Annotated in this window: 22 protein-coding genes; 2 read left to right on the forward strand and 20 right to left on the reverse strand. The window is 39.8% G+C overall.

The features are described from left to right. Nucleotide 1: 1 nt before the first annotated feature. From coaD to ACIQCE_RS02320, 9 genes are all read right to left on the reverse strand, one after another. A complete protein-coding gene (gene coaD, locus ACIQCE_RS02280) occupies nt 2–484 on the reverse strand; it encodes a pantetheine-phosphate adenylyltransferase (RefSeq protein WP_400493417.1) in 483 nt (160 codons plus the stop codon). Nucleotides 485–487: 3 nt separating this feature from the next. Continuing rightward, the gene (gene rsmD, locus ACIQCE_RS02285) at nt 488–1,075 is read right to left on the reverse strand and encodes a 16S rRNA (guanine(966)-N(2))-methyltransferase RsmD (RefSeq protein ID WP_400493823.1); all 588 of its coding nucleotides are present in this window, start codon (nt 1,073–1,075) and stop codon (nt 488–490) included. A gap of 280 nt (nt 1,076–1,355) precedes the next feature. Next, entirely contained in the window at nt 1,356–1,628 is a 273-nt protein-coding gene (locus tag ACIQCE_RS02290) for a YlbG family protein (RefSeq protein ID WP_353855872.1), read from the reverse strand. 65 nt (nt 1,629–1,693) lie between these two features. Then, a complete protein-coding gene (ricF, locus tag ACIQCE_RS02295; RefSeq protein WP_400493418.1) occupies nt 1,694–2,143 on the reverse strand; it encodes a regulatory iron-sulfur-containing complex subunit RicF in 450 nt (149 codons plus the stop codon). Nucleotides 2,144–2,200: 57 nt separating this feature from the next. Further along, entirely contained in the window at nt 2,201–2,605 is a 405-nt protein-coding gene (locus ACIQCE_RS02300) for a hypothetical protein (RefSeq protein ID WP_400493419.1), read from the reverse strand. 81 nt (nt 2,606–2,686) lie between these two features. After that, nucleotides 2,687–2,926 carry a YlbE-like family protein gene (locus ACIQCE_RS02305; RefSeq protein ID WP_400493420.1) on the reverse strand — a complete coding sequence of 80 codons (240 nt, stop codon included), beginning with the start codon at nt 2,924–2,926 and terminating at the stop codon, nt 2,687–2,689. A 19-nt stretch (nt 2,927–2,945) separates the two neighbouring features. Beyond that, complete coding sequence (locus ACIQCE_RS02310; protein WP_353855876.1) at nt 2,946–3,359, reverse strand: YlbD family protein; 414 nt, start codon at nt 3,357–3,359, stop codon at nt 2,946–2,948. A 118-nt stretch (nt 3,360–3,477) separates the two neighbouring features. Further along, nucleotides 3,478–4,521: a CAP domain-containing protein gene (locus ACIQCE_RS02315; protein ID WP_400493421.1), complete on the reverse strand. Its 1,044-nt coding sequence runs from the start codon at nt 4,519–4,521 to the stop codon at nt 3,478–3,480. 119 nt (nt 4,522–4,640) lie between these two features. Then, nucleotides 4,641–5,084, reverse strand: a complete 444-nt coding sequence (locus tag ACIQCE_RS02320) for a CBS domain-containing protein (RefSeq protein WP_400493422.1) — start codon at nt 5,082–5,084, stop codon at nt 4,641–4,643. A 133-nt stretch (nt 5,085–5,217) separates the two neighbouring features. Between ACIQCE_RS02320 and ACIQCE_RS02325 the strand changes: the two genes are divergently transcribed. After that, complete coding sequence (locus ACIQCE_RS02325; RefSeq protein WP_353855879.1) at nt 5,218–5,583, forward strand: YugN family protein; 366 nt, start codon at nt 5,218–5,220, stop codon at nt 5,581–5,583. Nucleotides 5,584–5,615: 32 nt separating this feature from the next. On the opposite strand, the gene ctaG is transcribed toward ACIQCE_RS02325, so the two are convergent. From ctaG to cyoE, 6 genes are all read right to left on the reverse strand, one after another. Further along, complete coding sequence (gene ctaG / locus ACIQCE_RS02330) at nt 5,616–6,494, reverse strand: cytochrome c oxidase assembly factor CtaG (RefSeq protein WP_400493423.1); 879 nt, start codon at nt 6,492–6,494, stop codon at nt 5,616–5,618. Nucleotides 6,495–6,523: 29 nt separating this feature from the next. Next, nucleotides 6,524–6,853 carry a cytochrome c oxidase subunit IVB gene (gene ctaF, locus ACIQCE_RS02335; protein WP_400493424.1) on the reverse strand — a complete coding sequence of 110 codons (330 nt, stop codon included), beginning with the start codon at nt 6,851–6,853 and terminating at the stop codon, nt 6,524–6,526. Nucleotides 6,854–6,855: 2 nt separating this feature from the next. Next, nucleotides 6,856–7,476: a cytochrome c oxidase subunit III gene (ctaE, locus tag ACIQCE_RS02340; protein WP_400493425.1), complete on the reverse strand. Its 621-nt coding sequence runs from the start codon at nt 7,474–7,476 to the stop codon at nt 6,856–6,858. After that, entirely contained in the window at nt 7,476–9,347 is a 1,872-nt protein-coding gene (gene ctaD, locus ACIQCE_RS02345; RefSeq protein ID WP_353855882.1) for a cytochrome c oxidase subunit I, read from the reverse strand. The genes ctaE and ctaD overlap by 1 nt, the downstream gene beginning before the upstream one ends. Nucleotides 9,348–9,533: 186 nt before the next feature. Continuing rightward, complete coding sequence (gene coxB / locus ACIQCE_RS02350) at nt 9,534–10,601, reverse strand: cytochrome c oxidase subunit II (protein ID WP_400493426.1); 1,068 nt, start codon at nt 10,599–10,601, stop codon at nt 9,534–9,536. A 274-nt stretch (nt 10,602–10,875) separates the two neighbouring features. Then, nucleotides 10,876–11,793, reverse strand: a complete 918-nt coding sequence (cyoE, locus tag ACIQCE_RS02355) for a heme o synthase (RefSeq protein WP_400493427.1) — start codon at nt 11,791–11,793, stop codon at nt 10,876–10,878. Between the two features lie 398 nt (nt 11,794–12,191). Here cyoE and ACIQCE_RS02360 point away from each other — a divergent pair, with 398 nt between their 5' ends. Next, nucleotides 12,192–13,103: a COX15/CtaA family protein gene (locus tag ACIQCE_RS02360; protein ID WP_400493428.1), complete on the forward strand. Its 912-nt coding sequence runs from the start codon at nt 12,192–12,194 to the stop codon at nt 13,101–13,103. Nucleotides 13,104–13,158: 55 nt separating this feature from the next. On the opposite strand, the gene ACIQCE_RS02365 is transcribed toward ACIQCE_RS02360, so the two are convergent. The 5 genes from ACIQCE_RS02365 to glsA form a co-directional block, all read right to left on the reverse strand. Continuing rightward, nucleotides 13,159–14,592: a cryptochrome/photolyase family protein gene (locus tag ACIQCE_RS02365; protein WP_400493429.1), complete on the reverse strand. Its 1,434-nt coding sequence runs from the start codon at nt 14,590–14,592 to the stop codon at nt 13,159–13,161. Nucleotides 14,593–14,693: 101 nt separating this feature from the next. Beyond that, nucleotides 14,694–18,140, reverse strand: coding sequence for a pyruvate carboxylase (gene pyc / locus ACIQCE_RS02370; RefSeq protein ID WP_400493430.1), 3,447 nt, complete (start codon nt 18,138–18,140; stop codon nt 14,694–14,696). A gap of 79 nt (nt 18,141–18,219) precedes the next feature. Continuing rightward, nucleotides 18,220–19,431: a putative lipid II flippase FtsW gene (gene ftsW, locus ACIQCE_RS02375; protein ID WP_400493431.1), complete on the reverse strand. Its 1,212-nt coding sequence runs from the start codon at nt 19,429–19,431 to the stop codon at nt 18,220–18,222. A 209-nt stretch (nt 19,432–19,640) separates the two neighbouring features. Further along, a complete protein-coding gene (locus ACIQCE_RS02380; RefSeq protein WP_353855889.1) occupies nt 19,641–19,922 on the reverse strand; it encodes an Fpa/YlaN family protein in 282 nt (93 codons plus the stop codon). Nucleotides 19,923–20,044: 122 nt separating this feature from the next. Beyond that, nucleotides 20,045–20,974, reverse strand: coding sequence for a glutaminase A (gene glsA, locus ACIQCE_RS02385; RefSeq protein ID WP_400493432.1), 930 nt, complete (start codon nt 20,972–20,974; stop codon nt 20,045–20,047). Between the last annotated feature and the right edge of the window lie 106 nt (nt 20,975–21,080).

Below are 21,080 nucleotides of genomic sequence, written 5' to 3' on the forward strand. Positions count from 1 at the left end.
CTTATCCATTAAATTTCTCTTTCAGCGCAGCTTCTACCTCTTTTGGTACAAGCTCTTTGACAGATCCATGATACTTTGCTACTTCTTTGACAATACTTGAGCTTAAGAAGGAGTATTGGTTGTTGGTCATCATAAAGAACGTTTCAATGTTGTCATTTAACACTTTGTTCATAGATGTTCCTTGCATCTCATATTCAAAGTCAGTAACGGCTCTTAGTCCTCGTAAAATCACATTGGCATTTTTCGTTTTTGCATAATCTACAAGAAGACCATGAAAGGATTCTACTTTAATATTCGGTATATTCTCTGTGACTTGTCGAATGAGTTCACACCGCTCTTCTACTGTAAATAACGGGTTTTTTGAGGAGTTATTTAATACACACACATACACCTCATCAAAAATTTTTGCCCCTCTTTTGATAATATCCAAATGGCCAAATGTGACTGGATCGAAGCTACCCGGACAAACGGCTATGTTCCCCATGCTTTAATTTCCCCGCTTTCTATAAATCGTAATACGAGTCAATCCGTACAGTTCCTGTCTTGATATTTCCAGTCGTCCTGTTTCCTCTGGCAACGTGACTTCTTTATCATGCTCACACACTATCACACCATCATCTGTTAATAAGGAGTGCTGATCAATCCATTCTAGCAGTGCTTTCAGCTTTTGATCCTTATAAGGCGGATCAAGAAAGATCGCTTGAAAGGATTCCTCTCGTTTCGCAACTGCTGAAAGTGCACGCTGGGCATCATTTCGAAATACTTCACTTTGATCGGTCAGCATCAATTGAGCAAGATTTGCTTTAATCGTCTGAATCGCCTTGATGTCTCGATCAACGAAAATACAATGATCAAACCCTCTAGAAAGCGCTTCAATTCCTAACCCGCCGCTTCCTGCAAATAAATCAAGGACCCATCCGCCATCAAAATATGGACCAATCATATTAAATATAGATTCTTTGACTTTATCAGTTGTCGGTCTTGTTGATTGACCTGGAACCGCTTTAAGCGTGCGGCCTTTTCTTGTTCCAGAGATCACTCTCATTTTCCCACCACTTTTTCTGTTTGCTTCTATTTACATGGATGTCATTCGACAAAAAATCAACATTATCTTACCACATCCGCTCCATATGGTAAAATGCGTGGTTTTCGTTCATTTTCTATGTATACATTTAAGGACGAAGGGTCATACTACATCTAACAGCATCTGATGTGGTGCTGTTGCCAACCGCGGAGAAGACTTACGTTTCCCCATAAGTTCTTCCTCCGGTTTCTCCTCTCCCTTTGCCTTCTCCTTAATGAATCATTAAGAATAGAAGGACCCCGCGGGTGATGCCGCGGGGGTTTTTTTAATTCTAAAAGCCCACCTTATAATCATACTCTTTTGCTTTGTCCAATTTAGATTCATACTCTAATTTAATAAATGGCTTATAAGAAGGTTCGACACGTTTCACAAACGGCAATGAACTGAGCTTTGCCATATGACGCTCGATATCATTCATATCACAATAGATCACTGCATATTTCATTTTCCTTGAAATATAGTGAACATTTCCAAACTTTCTTAGCGCTTTTGACTGCTTTAATGAATGCAGCCAAACAACCATCCCTTGACGCTTGGTATCCATCTTTTCACCTGCCGCTTTTCAATTCTTTCCATCCAGTATGTAAAAGACGAGACGTGCAAGTCTCGTCAAGATACTTTACAGCCACAGCTACCTTTTGATCCACAGCCACCGCCGCATGATGATAAACCTTCAAAATATGGGTTCCCTGTTGGAACTTTAATATATGCTGATACAGCTTGACCAATTTCAATACTAATCTCATCTAAGATGGATTGAATCGCTGTTTCTGCTTTTTTAAAATCAACCACCGTATCGTGAAGATCTAGCTTTCTTTTGATCTCACGCATCTGCTTTGAGATCGTTCTATACTCCGGATGATACTTGCCGAACCGCTGCACATCCTCATATTGCTCTTTTATCTTTGTAAAATCCGCAATAATTTGTTGAGCTTCTTCGTCTTGCTGGAGACGCTTAAAGCAGTTGCGGTAATGTTCAGCCTCCTCAGACTGAAGAATCATGGCAGCCAATTGATCTGCTTCTTCTTGGAGCTCCACAGATTCATTTGTCGCATACATAAATGTTGCACCTCCAATTCATAGTTTACCACGAAACCTATGAATCAGAAAATGCTTTTAAGTGACAAATACATCCCATGTTTCTCTTTTCTGGTGATATTCAGGATGGCGCGAATTCAGCTCAACAGTCATTTGATGTTTTCCTTTCGATAGATGCTTGACCACAAACGCAGCAGTATATTCATTCCCCGCACGTTTACCATCTACATACACTGTAAAATAACCCTTCTTCTCACCGTTTTTTCCAGGAGATGTATCAAGGTGGAAATCCTGAAGCGTGCTCTCTATATACACAGCAGACCCCTGCACTTTGTATTTTAAAAAGCCTTGCTGCTTCATATCACTGGGGGCTTGCTGTATGACTGGTACATCCGGCTCTTGCTTTACTTGCTCTTGCTCATGATGTCTTTGACATCCGGTCACAAGAAAAAGCAATGCGCACATTGACAGCATCTGTTTCATCTTCTGATTCTCCTTTCGTCTACATCCATAGGATGCTCATGAAATAGACATCTTAATCAACTCAAAAAAGCCTAACCCGGCTTAATTTTGATTGCGCATTGCTTGAAACATTTGAATCATCATTTCAGCCATTTGTACACTATTGCTTAACTGACTCACACGATGAGGAATTGTTTTTTCGTAAAAATTCATTTTATCTAACTCAAAGGAAGATAGATTGTCAGGATGTCGAGTCAGTTGTCTATACCAGAGAGGACGTTGTCTAATGAATTTGATTCGATCTTCTTCCGCCATGACAAATTCTTGTACTTCTCTCCGCACCAAAAGCATCCCCTTTCAATTAATCTTTCCTGAAGGAGAATGGGTGCTGACTGCCTCCAGATGTACCTTTCTTTGAGCTATTTGATGAAAATTGACTAAGTAAGCTTTGTAAAGAGGAAATAGACTGGCTCATTTTGTTAATCTGTTCATTCATTTGATCAGCATCCATTTTTTTTACGGCAGAGACCATTTTAGACATAAAATCTGTTTTCCCTTGCGCGCTTTGTTTAGATGTTTTCTCTTCTTTTGTTTCTTCAGATTGTTCATTTCGGTAAGGTGACCACATCTCATCTTCCTCACCAAAGATGACCCAATTCTCATATAGACTTTGCCAACTTTTTTCTTGTGCTTGAACTTCTCGTATTAACTTCGGATGGCGTCTGACGAATTGTTTAAATTCATCAATGGATGTTTGCTTTTGCTTTTTTGTCATATCCTCACCCCCATACAAATGCCTACTATACTATATACACCTGCATACATTTTGGTGAGCCTCTTTTTTAAATGATTTTACCGCAAAAAAACAGCCGCTCACTCGCGGCTGCTTTAAACTAAGAGGTTTTTTTAATGAAATTTTGCGTATAATATTTTTCTTTCACACCGACACCAATGTGCGTGTAATCTTTATTCAGCAGTGCCTTTCGGTGACCTTCGCTATTGAGCCAGCCTTCGACAGCTGCTGGTCCATCTACGTAATTATAAGCGATGTTTTCACCTGCCAGTTGGAATGTGACCTCTCCTCTTTCTAATCGATCTTTCAGCGTGCCATACTTTTTAGACTCGTGAGAAAAATAATGGTTCTCTTTCATATCTTCACTGTGCATCAATGCCACTTCAGAGGTCTCATCGTCCCACTGGAGGGGCGGCAAGTTGTATTTATGGCGGATAATATTCGTTATATCGAAAATTTGTTTTTGACTAGAAGACTCAATATCTTTCCATTTTTCACCTGATATCGTTTCTGGTTCTATCAGTTGACCTCGATAGACAACCTCATACGGCTTTTGTTTGACAAATGTATCTGCATTAAAGGCCCTGATACTCGAAAGCGTGCTTTCAAACTTATCCATGTATAGCTGGACATAGACGTCGTCTCCCACTTTAACCGTTGGTCTTGTGTTCATATCATCTTCTGAGAATTCAAAGCGATATGAATTCTGTTCATCATCTACATGAATGTAAGGTGCGATTTGGGTTTTCTTAAATACCTCACTTGTGGCCTGACCGATTTTAAATGGTTCAACATTCAATCCATCTCCTGTTGCAAACAAGGTCACAACTTTACTATCTTTTACTCCTATTTGAATGTAGTGTTTTTTCGATTGATTGTATATCCACCAGTCATAATCATATGCGGAAGGATCAATGCGATCTGGTTCTCCCATCTGTTTGAGCACTTCATTTGACGATTTCCCCATAAAGGACATGAGCCCTTTTTTCGGAATGTGAATGGGCTTATCGCTAGAAGTTTCTTCATTAGATACCTTCGGTTCATTGCTGCTATCTTTTTCTGGTGAAGATCCATATTGAATAAACAGAACATACGTTCCGGATATAATCAGGAGGATGAAGAGTGTTTTGAGCACAGTTTTCAAGTAAACACCTCCGTTAAATTGGCAAGGCATAAAAGCCTTCTACTGTCATTTAAACAAAACTTGCTTTATTTATCAACGACAATACAGCCTATTTAACACGAATTTAAAATATGCCCGTCTTAATGAAGAAATCCTTGTCCATGATCTTGTTGAGAGATTTCCGTAAGTGCATCACCTGCTCGATCATTTGATAAATCTTCGACCGATAAATCACCAAGGGCTACGATACCAGTTAACTTCCCGCTTTTCACTACTGGAATACGGCGGAGCTGATGCTCTGACATTAAGCGGGCAATCTCTTCAAGAGTTGCATCTTCTTCAGCTGTCAATACATCCTTCGTCATGATCGCGCTAATCTCCTGTGAATTCGGTTTTTTTTCAGCAATGCCTCTAATCACTAGGTCCCGATCTGTCACAATACCAACAAGCTGATCTCCCTCAACAATCGGAATAGCACCTATGTCAGCGTCTTTCATTTTAACAGCAGCTTCATAGAGATTGTCATCCTTTTGGCAAGTAATCACTTTTTTCGTCATGATATCTTTGATTTTTTTTGTTTTCATGTTTATTCCTCCAACCTTTATTTTCTTTATTACTGTAACCAGCTTCTAAAAGAACATACCTTTCACTGTTGAAAGTTTAACGCTTTCATACTATGATTGTCAGTAAAGGGAATTTTTATAAGGAGGGGTTTTGATGAAATTTGAAGGTACGGGGATTGAAAAAGTATCAGTTGACTTAAATAAATTAGATTTCATCATGGAAAGTGAAGGATTTGTGAGAGCCGATCAATGGGATTATGAGCGAGTGACATATGACCGCAAATTTAGCATGGTGGAAGGCACATTCTATTTAAGGATATCTGGCTATGCCACTGAAGGAGATGTCGGTTCCAAAAAAGCTCATATTCAGCTGCTAACACCTTTACTTGGAAAACACTATTATCCGCATGGTGTTGAATACGGCGAGGGTGAAGATTTTCCTACATCTCTAATCCAATCGAGCAAAAGAACGCTTGCTCGACTCAAAGAAAAACTAGAATCAATGACTGCTGAAGCATAAAGAAAGCACAACCGAGTATGGCTGTGCTTTCTTTATTCATATTTCGGGATAAGCGCATCTGGTACGGCATCTTTCGCTCTTTCTTTTCTGGCCCAATCAAAAAAGACAACAGCAAGGATAGAGCCATAGACGATCTCTTGAATAATTTTCATTAAAATGGCACCGAGCTGCTGATCTTCTAATAAAGGCAGTGTGTGGAACATGTCAGGTCCAGTCAGCGCAAGGCCAGAGAGCATATCACTAGGTACGCATAGATGCAACGCTTGAATCCATGCCCCTGCATCTGAATAGGTTGCATAGATAGGTGTATCACTAAACATGATCAGTGCACAGGCAGGTGTCATTAATATGCCATCTGCCATAATATAGCCAAGCTTTAAAATACCTGTGATCTGCGGCTGACTTTGTACTTTATGAACAAGCGGCCACCACATGAAAAAGGCAGAGATGAAAATAACTACAGTCATCAATGCATGATAAAACGGATCGGTTTTCACAAAGTCAAACACAAGTGGTATATGGTAAAGCGAAAATAATCCGTTAAATCCAAGCAGGGCAATTAAAGGCTTGGAAAACAAACGGAATACCGCTTGAATACCAGGTGTTTGAATGATCCGCTCCCACAGTCCAGCAGGTAAACCCGTGATCAGTAAAGGAGGAATGACTAAGTACAATACCGCCATTTGTGCCATATGCGCACTGAACATAATATGCCCCATTAAATCAATTGGACTTCCTTTCACAGCATATAAAAGAACAAGTCCAGTGAGAAATAGGGTTTTCTCTTTCACCGTAGCACGGTGCTTCCCCTTTGTGACGAGAAGTAGATAAAAAGTAGCTGCTAACACAACACATGTCAAATAATAGGGACTCCACAACGCCCGAAATCCAAATATTTCTAAGTTCTCCATTCTGAGCCTCCTTCAAGGGCAAAGCGAGCTTACCACCAAATAATCGTCAAAAAGGCTAAAACGGTAATAAACGCAACAAACACACCTGAGTAAAGAAACAATGCGGGGGTTTCATGCCCTTTTTGGTTCATGTGCATAAAATAGTAAAGCTGAAAGGCCACTTGGATTACTGCAAGCAGTAAAATAAACGGAACCGCAAACCAATTTCCGATATCTTCAGATGCAATCGTTAAAAATGCAACAAATGTTAAACCAATCATCAAGCCGAAAGAAATGAGCTGATACTTCATTTCTTCGGCATTTTTCTTTTTACGGTAATCAAGGTCTACTTTGGACTGATTTGTGTTTTTATTTCCCATTCTTATCCCACCATTCCCATTAAATATACAACGGTAAAGATGAAGACCCACACAACATCAATGAAGTGCCAGTAAAGACTCGCAACATAATATTTAGGTGCATTGTATAAATCCAGTCCGCGCCTCATATTTCGAATGATAAGAGCGGTAATCCAGCAAAGCCCAAAAGCAACGTGAGCACCGTGCGTTCCTACTAGTGTATAGAATGCAGAACCAAGAGCAGAGCTGGTAATCGTAAATTTATACTCATGCACATAGTGATAAAACTCATACATTTCAAGTCCTAAAAATCCGGCACCTAACAGAACCGTAATGACGAGCCAAAGCTGCATTTTTTTAAAGGAAAAGTTTTTCATATGATACATCGCATAAACACTCGTTAAACTGCTCGTTAAAAGGAGCATTGTGGCAATAAAGACAAGCGTGAGGTCAAACATATCTGTTGTTTTTGCTCCACCTGCATTTGAGTTTTTCAGAGCCAAATAAGTGGCAAACAAAGATGCAAATAGAACGGTTTCTCCCCCAAGAAACAGCCAAAACCCGATGAACTTATTCTTTCCTTCTAATGTCGCTTTCTCTGGTGAAGCTGGAAAGGTTTCCGCTGTCATTTTTTGTGGTTCCATTATGCTTTCACCCCTTTATCATCGTCATCAATCAAGTCTTCTTTGTGTATATGGTATCCATGATCATCTACAAGAGATCGAACCAGCATGGTCGCAAACGTAATGCCAAGTCCAATCAATATAACTGGAAGACCCCAGCTATGTTCTTGACGATACATGAAGCCAAATGCTGACACAAATAGACCGAATGAGATAATGACAGGCAAAATGGAATTGTTCGGCATGTGAATATCATCAAGAGGTTCAGAGGCTGTCATGCCTTTTTTACCATCCATTTTCTCAATCCATAACGGGTCTAGTCCTCTTACAAGTGGGAGCTGTTTAAAGTTATATTCTGGCGGAGGTGAAGACACAGCCCATTCAAGCGTTCTTCCGTCTTTCCAAGGATCACTCGTCACACGCTCTCCTTTCGCTGTTGTCCAAATGATGTTAATGAGCATAATGACAACCGCTACAAACATAAACAGTGCACCAATCGTACTTACTAGGTTCCCAAGTTCCAGCCCTTGGCCAGGCAGAAAGGTAAATACGCGGCGAGGCATTCCCCAAAGACCTAAGAAATGCTGGATAAAGAAAGTTAAGTGGAAACCGATGAAAAAAAGCACAAAGCCAATTTTCCCGAGCTTCTCATTGAGTATTTTCCCAAACATTTTTGGCCACCAGTAATGTACACCTGCTAAAATCCCGAATACAACTCCACCGATAATGACATAGTGGAAATGCGCCACAACAAAGTACGTATCATGGAACTGATAATCGGCTGCGGCGGCTGCGAGCATCACTCCTGTTACCCCGCCTAGTAAAAATGACGGAATAAAAGCAACGGAATAAAGCATTGGCGTTGCAAATTTAACATTACCGCCCCATATGGTAAGCAGCCAGTTGAATACTTTGATCCCTGTTGGAACCGCAATGGCCATTGTTGCTACAGCAAAGATCGCATTCGCAATTGGTCCAAGTCCAGTGGTAAACATATGATGTGCCCATACCATGAAGCCAAGGAAACCAATCAATACAGTGGCGAAAACCATGGACGAATAACCAAACAGTCTTTTTCTTGCAAACACTGGAATGATCTCTGAGAAAATGCCGAATGCCGGAAGAATCAAAATATACACTTCAGGGTGTCCGAAAATCCAGAACAAATGCTCCCAGATGATCGTATTCCCTCCAAGCTCCGGATTGAAAAAGCTCGTATTAAACATCCTATCAAACATTAACATTGCAAGCCCTGCTGTCAATGGAGGAAAAGCAAATAAGATGAGCGCAGATGCGACGAATGTCGTCCAAGTAAACAGCGGCATTCTCATATAAGTCATACCAGGCGCTCTCATATTGATGATCGTTACAAGAAAGTTGATTCCGGCAATCAAAGTACCAATACCAGCTATCTGTAAACCTAAAATATAGAAATCCATGCCATGTCCTTCAGAGTTAAGCGTCAGCGATGCATATGCTGTCCAGCCTGCATCAGGTGACCCGCCTAAAAACCAGCCAAGGTTTAAAAATATTCCACCGAAAAAGAACAACCAGAAACCAAGTGAATTAATAAACGGAAACGCTACGTCACGCGCACCAATTTGAATTGGTACAACCGCATTCATTAATGCAAACAAAAGCGGCATTGCTGCAAGGAAAATCATTGTCGTTCCATGCATCGTCATGATTTCATTGTAAACTCCTGCACTGACAAAATCATTTTCAGGGATGGCTAGCTGAATACGGATAAACATCGCTTCCAGGCCGCCAACCAAAAAGAAAAATCCCCCTGCCACTAAATATAAAATGGCAATTTTTTTGTGGTCAACCGTTGTCAAGTAATCCCATAAGACAGCGCCAAATCCCCGCTTTTTAGCTATTGTACTCACCATGAAATCCCCCTCTTATCTCCCATTTGCCCCTTTTGATTTTGTGCCCTTCATCCAACAATGCACGACCTTTGAAGCAGACTGATGATCGCTTCTAGGCCTCGAGACTTTTTCGGGAGCTCTTAACCAAAACTTCACATATCTCATCATCATTTGGATATTGATTGAGCTGCTCTCTATGCTCATTGATTACTCTATCTTAAGATTCTTTAAATACTCGTAGAGTGCATCTGCTTCTGAATCATTTAATTTAGGGTACGTCCCTGTCATCTTATTGCCTGGTTTAAAACTTTCTGGATTTTTTATCCATGCTTTCACATTTTCCTTATTCATGTCTTTGATTCCAGCTACTTTTGTTCGCTCACCGAAGGTCGCAAGGTTTGGAGCAGTCCTTGCCGCTTCTGGTCTTTCATCCCCAGGCTCTACAGCATGACAGCTTAAACAGTTTTTCTCTTTAAACAGCTTTTCACCCTCTAGGGCTAAGTCTGATGTTGATTTAGGCTTTTGATAGTCTGTCATTTTTTTTGTCCAGCCTAAAAATTCATCTTGAGAAAGCGTTTTAACTTTAAAGTCCATTAAAGCATGTGATGGACCACAAAGCTCCGCACATTTTCCATAAAAGTATTCTCCTGCATCTTTTGTTCGTTTAGAGTCAAATTGCAGATAGAACCTATTTTCATTTTCTGTATTTGTATCCATTTTCCCGCCAGCAGATGGAATCCAAAAAGAGTGTTTGACATCTGATGCTTTCAGCTTAAAGTACACCTTTTGATCTGTCGGCACAATCAATTCCTGACTTGTGACAATCCCATAATCAGGGTATTCAAATTCCCACCAATACAAGTTCGCTCTTACATTTACGACAAGTGTCTTTTCAGGGTCTCGTTTTTTCTTGTCCATAGCACTTGAATCCCCAAGTTCAAGCGTATAGGCTACTACAGGTACAACAAGAATGATGAGTAGAAGAATTGGAATGGCCGTCCATGTCATTTCTAGATTACGGCTTCCTTCCACTTGTTTTGGAATCGTATCTTCTCCCACTTTAGAACGTTTAAATTTAATAATGACGTAAAAGAAAATGATTGATACAACAACGACCACAAAAACCATAATAAGTGTACTCAGTACAGTAAGGAAATATTGTTTATCTGCTACTTCCCCAACTGGCTTGAGTGTTGATAAGTATGGTTCACCACAGCCTGCCAAAGCAAGTGTCAGTAAGAGAAACAATGAGTAAACACGCCATTTTCTTATCATAATTTGTCCCAACCCCTTTTGCTTGATCTCCTTTGCCTTTCGCTTTTTAACTCATATTTATAAAATCACTTTTCCCATCAATAACCCCCGCCCATATAAAAGCACTTACATTTCCTCTTTTCGTAAAAAAATGATGTTTTTACTCAAAATACCATCTATGTATAAACAGAAAGCCGCCTAAATAGAACTCAATATCAGGCAGCTTTCATAGTTGTTAGACATGTTGTGTTATAGTTATAGCCTTTGTTTTGATGTGAAAAAAGTGTATCTCACTCTAAAATAATGTCATAATAATCATCGCAACGAAAAAGATGGTTAAGTAGTTCAATGAATAAACGAACATAAGTGTCGACCACTTCATGATGTCTTTCATTTTGAAACCCATAAGACCAATGACAAGCCATCCAATGTTTAATAATGTGCCAAGAGCAACAATCGGCCACCCTAATCCACCTAAGAAAAATGGAAGTGGAAGGAGACATGCAGTCCAAATGATAATTTGGCGCTTTGTGACTTCAAAGCCATAGACAACAGGAAGCATTGGAATGCCTGCTTTTCGGTAATCTTCTGTTTTCTTAATCGCAAGTGACAAGAAATGCGGGATTTGCCAAATGAACATAATCATAAACAAAACCCAAGCCGTTGTATCCATTGTGCCTTGAACAGCAGTCCAGCCAATCAGCGGTGGAACTGCACCAGATACACTGCCAATCACCGTATTAATTGTGTAACGGCGTTTAGACCACATGGTATAGAGAACGGCATAAGTGAATACACCAATAAAACCAATGACTGCTGCTGTAACAGTTGTCATAAGAAGCATAATGAGTCCAAGTACAACGAGCAGAATACCAAATGCATACGCTTGCCCCGGCTGAATTTTACCAGTGACAGTCGGTCTTGTCTTTGTTCTTTCCATTAGCATATCAATATTACGGTCAAACGCATTATTAATTGCGCAAGAACCGGCAATAATAAGAGAAGATCCAATCATTGTTAATAGTACAATATCAAGATTCCCAAGGAAACTCATATCTGAAAAATAGAAAGCTAGCCACATTCCTGTAAACGTTGTAATGAAGTTGGAATTGACTATGCCTATTTTAATAAGAGCAAGAAAATCTTTCAATGTTGTTGTTTCTTCTATTTGTCCATGAATCGCTACTTCCGCAGCTGTTTTGGAATTTGCCATAGTGTATAACCTCCCTTGCCCAAACCTTCAAACTTACATATGAAACCGTAAAATCGTTACAACTCTATCATACAAGATAACAAGCTGTAAAAAAACATCCTATTAAATAATAAACGACAAACTTGAATGTATTTGTGAACTTTTCGTGAATTAATTAGGTTATATATATGTTTCAGAAGGCGGTGCAAAATGAAATATTCCCTCCTCTATTTCTATCAGACTGCCAAAGAAAGATCAAGCACTCTAAATCTGTAAAATCTGTGAACGAACATGTCATTTTTTTGTGAACTTTGATCATTAGGAATTGCAACAGAACACGCATTTGGCTTAAACTTGAGAGCATGTGAGGTTTTTTATTTATTGTGTCAGAAGTTTTTTAGAGAAGGTGAAATAATTTGATGAAATTTGGTTTAAGACTATTGAGCGTTGTCACCACGTTTGTGATGCTGATCGTTCTGATTGGCGGTGCGCTTGTTACGAAAACTGGTTCGGGACTTGGCTGTGGTAGACAATGGCCCCTTTGCCACGGTCGCTTCTTTCCTGAAATGAACCCTGCTTCCATCATCGAATGGAGTCACCGCATGTCAACAGGGGTATCGACGATTCTTGTACTGGCACTTGCCATCTTATGCTGGAAGAAAATCAGTCCTGTTTTCCGGGAAACAAAATGTTTGGTCATCTTGTCGATTATTTTCTTACTGCTTCAGGCGTTATTAGGTGCATTAGCCGTTGTGTTCGGCTCTAACGCACTTGTGATGGCACTGCATTTTGGCATTTCACTTATTTCTTTTGCTTCAGTCTTATTGCTTGCTCTCCTTGTTTTTGAGGCAACCAGATCTGAAACAAAACTGGTGAAGCCACTTCATATCGGCAAAACGATGCAGTTTCATATTTTTGGATTGATTACGTATACGTATATCGTGGTGTATACGGGTGCGTATGTTAGACATACAAAATCAAGTCTCGCTTGTTCTGTATTCCCGCTTTGTTCAAATGATGGCAACGGACTTCCTACTTATTTTAATCAATGGGCTCAAATGTCCCATAGAGCGGCAGCCCTCCTTTTATTCGTATGGATATTCATCGCAATGTTCCATGCCATTAAACATTACAAAGAACAGAAACAACTGTATTATGGATGGATGATTTCAGCCATTCTTATTACGCTTCAAGCCATCTCGGGTGTGATGTCTGTTTATTCTCACTTAGCACTTGGTTATGCGCTTGCTCATTCATTCTTTATCTCTTGTTTATTTGGTGTACTGTGCTACTTTTGTTTACTTATTGCACGGTATAAATATGAAAGATGAGTACCATTGAGATCAACATACTGCATCCCCCCTTTTCTTATGAAAGGGGGATTTTTTATTGTTGTTTTGCTTTTTCAAACAACAAAATGGCTTCCTTGCGCCTCACTTGATGATCTACTGTTGGATGCGGGTAAGTGTCTCCTATTATACAGCCTGACTTCTTTTGTTCATCGATCGACATTTTACTCGGTTCATGAATACACTGATCATCTACACGTTTCAGCTCAGGCACGTACCTCCGAATAAATTCACCACTAGGGTCAAACCGTTTCGATTGGGTTATTGGATTAAAAATGCGAAAGTAAGGAACGGCATCTGTTCCGACAGAAGCTGCCCACTGAAAACCTCCAATATTCGAAGCCTCATCATAATCCACAAGTTTTTTTGCAAAATAAGCTTCTCCCTTTCTCCAATCAATCAAATAATCCTTTGTTAAAAATGAAGCCGTTACCATTCGTAAGCGATTATGCATCCATCCTTCTTCATTTAATTGTCTCATCCCAGCATCAACGAGCGGGAAGCCTGTCTCACCTTTACACCACGCTTCAAATAGAGCCTCATTTTCACTCCATTTCATCCCTTGAAATGTAGAATTGACTTCCTTTTCTTTCATGTCTGGGTAATGTGCATACATCATATGGTAAAAATCACGCCACGCCAGTTCTTTTATAAATGTTTCCCGTCCTTCATCTTCAAAAAGCTCTTCCTGATGCACAGCATGATATACTGTCCTTACAGAGATTGTCCCTGTTTTTAGGAAACGTGACAGTCTACTTGTTCCAAAAACAGACGGAATATCTCTGTTCTCATGATAACGGGTTAGCCTTTTTTGTATAAAAGATTGAAGTGTCTTCTTTGCCTTTTCTGAACCGATTTGATCGAATTTTCTAGAGCACCTCTTGATGATGTTTCTTAGTTGATCATCTCCTTTTTGCGAAAGGGTTTCATGACGAACGATGTGTTCATCTGCAAAAAATGATTTGTCAACTTTCATGACAGGATGCTTCTCATGTTTCTGCCATGATTGATAATATGGAGTAAATACTTGATAATGCGAGCCATCCGCTTTCAAAATATCGTTTGCCCCATGCAAGTGCGTATCTTGCCATTTAGAAACATGGATGCCCTTTTCCTCTAAATAATTGGTCACTTGATCATCACGTTTTTTACCGATACCTACTTGGTCTTCATTAAAAAACACAGCTTTGATGTCGTAGACGTCCAGCACTTGCTGAAAGGCAGATATGATATCATCATGAAAAAGGTGGACATATAAGTGTGCCTCCCTTGCTTCCTTCACGAAATGAGCCAAGTTTTGAAAGAAATGTTCATGGTTTAAATCAAGCGCCATTTTTGTAAAAAAAGGATCTACATGATAAAAAGCAAATAACTGATAATGATGTTTTTTTGCATATGCGATTGCTTTTGAGAGTGCGATATGATCATCCATGCGCATATCTCGGCGAAACCAAATCACGACAATTTCCAACTTTCTTCACCTCATTTTATAGTGTAATCACTCTCGCTGATTGCTGCACATTTTAATGCGCTCATCAAAAAAGACACATCTCAAAGGATGTGTCTAACTAATTATTCAGGCTTTAAAACGATAAGCAAATCACCAGTTTGAATCGGCTCTCCATTTTTCACATGAATTTCATCTACAACAGCAGAGAATGGCGCCTGAACCGTTGTTTCCATTTTCATGGCCTCATTGATCATCAGATGCTCACCTTGTGAGATTTTCTGACCTTTTTCTACAAGTAATTTGATGACGGTTCCTGGCATCGAAGCCGCAATATGGTTTGGATTAGAGCGATCTGCTTTCATTTTTTCTTGTACGGAAGATTTGATGCTTTCATCCTTAATGACCACTTCACGCGGCTGTCCATTTAACTCAAAGTAAATGACTCTTGTCGCATCTGGATTTGGTTCCCCAATTGACACAAGTTTAACAATGAGTGTTTTTCCTTTCTCAATCTCCACCTCAATTTCTTCACCAAGTCTCATTCCATAGAAGAATGTGGGTGTGTCGAGAACGGAGATGTCACCATAACTTTCCGCCGTTTGCACAAATTCAGTAAAGACTTTCGGATATAGTGCATACGCAATGGCATCTTTTTCTGTCAATGTCAGGTCATGTGATTCTTTGAATTGCTGCTTAATTTCTTCAAAGTTCACAGGCTCAAGCTTTTCACCTGGTCTCACAGTAATTGGCTCTTCTCCTTTTAAAATGAGCTTTTGCAGCTTTTCTGGGAATCCGCCATGCGGCTGTCCTAAATAGCCTTTAAACAGTTCCACAACAGAATCAGGGAAGTCAAGGGTTGCACCTTTTTCATAAACATCCTCTTCTGTCAGATCATTCTGCACCATATAAAGCGCCATATCTCCAACCACTTTAGAGGATGGTGTAACTTTTACAATGTCTCCAAACATGTCATTCACACGTCTGTACATTTCTTTCACTTCGTTCCAACGTTCTCCAAGACCTACACCTTTCGCCTGCTGCTGCAAGTTACTATACTGACCACCAGGCATTTCATGCTCATAAATTTCTGTATGCGGTGAGATCATACCGCTTTCAAATTCATGATAATATTTTCTGACTGAATCCCAGTATTGAGACAGGCTTTCCACCTGTTTCACGTTCATTTCTGGCTTTCTTTCATGACCATCTAATGCGTAATATAATGAGCTTGCACTCGGTTGAGACGTCATCCCTGCCATTGAGCTAACAGCTACATCAACAATATCAACGCCCGCATCGACCGCTCTTGCATATGTGAAAATTCCATTTCCACTTGTGTCATGTGTATGAAGATGGATTGGGATGTTGATTTGATCTTTTAAAGCAGAGATAAGCACGTAAGCTGCTTGCGGCTTTAATAGTCCCGCCATATCCTTAATTCCTAAAATATGTGCTCCTGCTCCTTCAAGCTCCTTCGCAAGAGAAACATAGTAATCGAGACTATATTTCCGGCGAGATGGATCAAGAATATCTCCTGTATAACAGATCGCCGCTTCAGCGACTTTCCCTGATTCACGGACTGAATCAATGGCAAGTGTCATCCCTTTCACCCAGTTCAAGCTATCAAAAATACGGAACACATCAATGCCCGCATCTGCCGATTCCTTCACAAACGCTTTGATCACATTATCTGCATAGTTTGTATACCCTACGGCATTTGATGATCTAAGTAGCATTTGGAACAGTGTGTTTGGCACTTCTTTGCGAAGCTCTTTCAGTCTTTCCCAAGGGTCTTCTTTTAAGAAACGATAAGCAACATCAAATGTAGCACCGCCCCACATTTCAAGACTGAATAGCTCTGGCCATAATCCAGCAGTTGGTTGCGCAATTTTCTTTAAGTCATGTGTTCTAAAACGAGTGGCAAGAAGAGACTGATGCGCATCTCTAAACGTTGTATCTGTCAAAAGAACATTGTTTTGTTCTTTCACCCAATTTGCCAGCCCCTCGGGTCCATGCGTGTCCAATATTTGTTTTGTACCAGACGGAATACGCTGATGAACGGGAAGCTTTGGCACAATTGGTTTATCAAAATGAGGCTTCTCTTTGCCTGCTATACCAGGGAACCCATTAATGGTAACGTTACCAATATAAGTCAACATTTTCGTTCCGCGATCTTTTTGCTTAGGGAAATGAAATAGTTCTGGTGTTGAATCAATAAATGAGGTGTCATATTCACCTTTGAGAAATTTCTCATGCCTCGCTACGTTCTCAAGGAATGGGATATTCGTTTTAATGCCACGAATCCTAAATTCCCGTAAATTACGAACCATTTTAGCTGCTGCTTGATTAAATGTAAGTGCCCACGTTGACAGCTTGACCAATAAAGAATCGTAGTACGGTGTAATGACGGCTCCTTGGAAACTATTCCCTGCATCAAGACGAACACCAAATCCTCCGCCTGAGCGATACGCCATAATTTTTCCTGTGTCCGGCATAAAGTCGTTTAATGGATCTTCTGTTGTCACCCTTGATTGAATCGCATAACCATGTGTAAAGATATCCTCTTGCTTCGGTATACCGACTTCCTTGCTGTGAAGTTCGTGCCCTTTTGCGACAAGAATTTGCGTCTGTACGATATCTACACCCGTAATCATTTCTGTGATCGTATGTTCAACCTGAATCCTTGGATTTACTTCGATAAAATAAAACTCACCATTTGCGACTAAGAACTCCACAGTCCCAGCATTGATATAAGACACATTTTGAGCAAGCTGAACAGCTGCTTCACAAATTGCCTCACGTAATTGATCAGGCAGAGATACACTTGGTGCTACTTCGATCACCTTTTGGTGACGTCTTTGTACAGAACAGTCACGTTCATATAAATGAATGATGTTCCCATAATTATCGCCAATCACCTGCACTTCAATATGCTTCGGCTTCTCAATCAGCTTTTCGACGTATACTTCGTCATTTCCAAAAGCAGCTTTCGCCTCTGATTTTGCACGGTCATACGCTTCATTTAGCTCCTCTTTCGTTCTGACAATACGCATACCTCGTCCGCCGCCGCCAAGTGAAGCTTTGATAATAAATGGGTAACCGTATTCTTCACCAAATTTTTCGACTTCTTTGACTGAATCAACTGGTCCATCACTACCAGGAATGACTGGAATACCAGCTTTCTTCGCCTCTTCTCTCGCCTTTACTTTATCTCCAAACATGTCTAAGTGGTGAGAAGTTGGACCGATAAAATGAATCCCTTCCTCTTCGCACCGTCTTGCAAAATGAATGTTTTCAGATAAGAATCCATATCCTGGATGAATGGCATCCACATCATTTCGTTTTGCAATCTCGATGATCCCCTCGATATCGAGGTAGGCATCTATCGGTTTTTTTCCCTCTCCAACTAGATATGCTTCATCCGCTTTATAGCGATGATAAGAGCCTGAGTCTTCTTTGGAATAGATAGCAACTGTACGTAAATTTAACTCTGTACAAGCTCTGAAGACTCTGATAGCTATTTCCCCTCTGTTTGCAACTAGAACCTTTTGAATTGTTCTATGTGACATTCTCACTCCTCCATATCCCTTAAAATTTTATATGTACTCTATAATAAAGGAAGAATGGAAAACTGTACACTTTTGTTTTCTAAAGATTCAAAGTTTTCTGCAACCCATTTTTTTGAATTGTTTTTTTGCTGATTGATTTTTTCTTTTTATAGCGCTCTTTATATTCAGTAAACATGCTGATATTCAGCAATATCCCCATACATCCACTAAGCAAAATGATTGATGATCCTCCATAGCTGATAAAAGGAAGTGTGACCCCTGTGATTGGGATGAGACCACAAACACCTCCTAAATTGATACATGTTTGAATCGCAATCATTGAAGAAATTCCTATTGCAAGCAAACTTCCAAAAGGGTCTTCACATTTTCTTGCAATATAAAAGCCTTTTACAACGATAAAGCCGAGTATGGCAAGAACAAAAAACACACCGAAAAAGCCTAGCTCTTCTGATATAATCGCCATAATAAAATCTGTATGCGGCTCTGGAAGGTAGCCATACTTTTGTACGCTCTCCCCAAGACCGAGACCAAAAAACCCACCTGATCCGATGGCATAATATGAATTAATCAATTGATGTCCTGTATCACCAGCATCTCTAAATGGATTTTGGAAACTCTCAAAACGTCCAAGTCGATTTTTGGTGAAAATCTTATCCCAAAAAAGAAAAATAAATGGTGTCACGATGACCATGACCGCACTAAATAGTGCCAATAGCTTTGCAAGTGTTTTACCGCTAAAACCTGAACATAAAATCATCACAAAAGCAATCATTCCAATAATAAAAGCTGTTCCATAGTCTGGCTGGAGAATGATAAATCCACATAAAATGGATACAATGACAATCGGAGGAGTTACCCCTCTAAGAATATGGTCAATGTAATGCTGCTTTTTTGCATAGACAGCAGCAAGATAGATGATAACGACGATTTTTACAAATTCTGCAGGCTGTAGACTAAAGGGGCCTATTTTAATCCAGCTTTTTGCATTCCCTGCAATGTGCCCGCCAAAATAAACATAAATGAGCGATAAAATAGAACCGATCAGCATCACAATTTGGAATTTTTTATTAGAAAATAAATGATACGGAACGAGGGCTGTCAAAACCAATATGGCTGCCCCGACGATCATAAATAAAAGCTGTTTCTTAAAAAAAGCGTCTGGTGCAGCATCATATCTGATGACAGCGGTAATCATACTTGAGCTATATACCATCACCAAACCGAACGCACTAATTAATATAATGGCGAACAATAATGAGTAGTCATACGATCTTAGCATTCTCTTTAACATATAATCCTCTTCCTAACGTCTGTTTCTACTGTTGTGTATTCCTCTTAGCTGTTTTTATTCTACTACATTTTCTCCGTTCGATCTCGTTTTACCTCTTTTATATTGTTCGTCTGTGATGGAATGATCAAGTCCGTTTGTTATCAATTGATGAAGAAAAAAACGATGACAAAAAAACCCAAACTTTTTGCGGAAGTTTGAGTTTTCAACCATTATTTTTTTGTGAACGCATCATGTAGTGCGGAAAGCTCTCTCTCGAGTTTATCGAGTAGTTTCTTGCCTTCATGGTGATCAACTAATCCAAGACGGACAGCAAAGTCAATTTCTCTTGATAATCCGAACATTTGAGTATCTAAAACCTCTTCATAAAGAGGACATTGCGGCATCGTTAAGTTGTCCATTTGCACTTGGATCAATTTTAAAATTTTATCTGCATCCAGTTTTAATAAAGACAATGCTTTTTGCCGATGATCGACTAAAATTTCTGACGCCAAAAGTATCCCTCCGTTCCCCAGGCGAGTACCTAATTCTTCTATTTATCATAAAGCGAAACGCCCAAAATTGCAAGCAGATTTGTACAGTTCCCTCTGTAAAAATAAAAAGAAACAATCATTGGTTAAAAGATACTCATCTCATATTTTTCACTCATAAGTTCAAGCAGTCTAATACCGGCTATACTATTCCCTTTTTCATCCAAGGCAGGTCCGAAGATTCCAATGCCAAAATCATATGGTGCAGCTCCCATGATTCCGCCTGACACTCCACTTTTGGCCGGAATTCCTATCTTGATTGCAAATTCCCCGCTCGCATTATACATTCCGCATGTTACCATAAATGTTTTACAAATTCTGGCAACATCTTTTGAAAGAATTTGTTTTCCAGTTTCAGGGTGCCGACCATCTAATGAAAAAACACAGGCAATTTTCGCCAGGTCAAGACTGTTCATCATCACAGCACATTGCTTCGTATATAAATCCATCACCTCTTCAACATTTCCTTCAATGATATGATATTGTTTCATATAATAGCACATAGCTCGGTTAATCATGGACGTTTCAAATTCTGATGCAGCAGTCTCTTTGCAATATGTAATGGATGCATCATTCGCTAGCTCTCTAATGAAAGACAACAGGCGATGCAACTGATATTGAGGAGTAGCTCCTCTTATTAAACTCGTTACCGCCAGCGCTCCTGCATTAATCATTGGATTAAGAGGTTTATTCGGGCTTGCGGTTTCAAGTTTAACCATAGAATTAAACGGGTCTCCTGTCGGTTCTTGTCCAACATATTGGAATACTTTTTTCGGTCCTTCCTCAGTTAAGACGAGCGCAAGAGCCAATACTTTAGAAATACTTTGCAGTGTAAAATGTTTATCAACATTCCCAGCGGAATGACAAATATTGCTCACATGATAAACAGCAACAGATAAATCGGTTGGATCTGCTTTACCAAGAGCAGGAATGTAAGATGCCACTTCGCCATCTTTGGCCACTTTCTTTGCCTCTTGTACGAATTGCTGAAGCTCTTCATTGTCTCGACATGCCATGTCCAATATCCTCCCTATTTTTCATGTAAGGATAGTGTGCACAAGAAGAAGCATGTTTATGAAAGTGACAAAGTGCGTGAAAACTTCTATAATTTATGGTGGAAAG

Source organism: Bacillus sp. NPDC093026, assembly GCF_044754665.1.
GTDB lineage: Bacteria > Bacillota > Bacilli > Bacillales > Bacillaceae > Bacillus > Bacillus maqinnsis.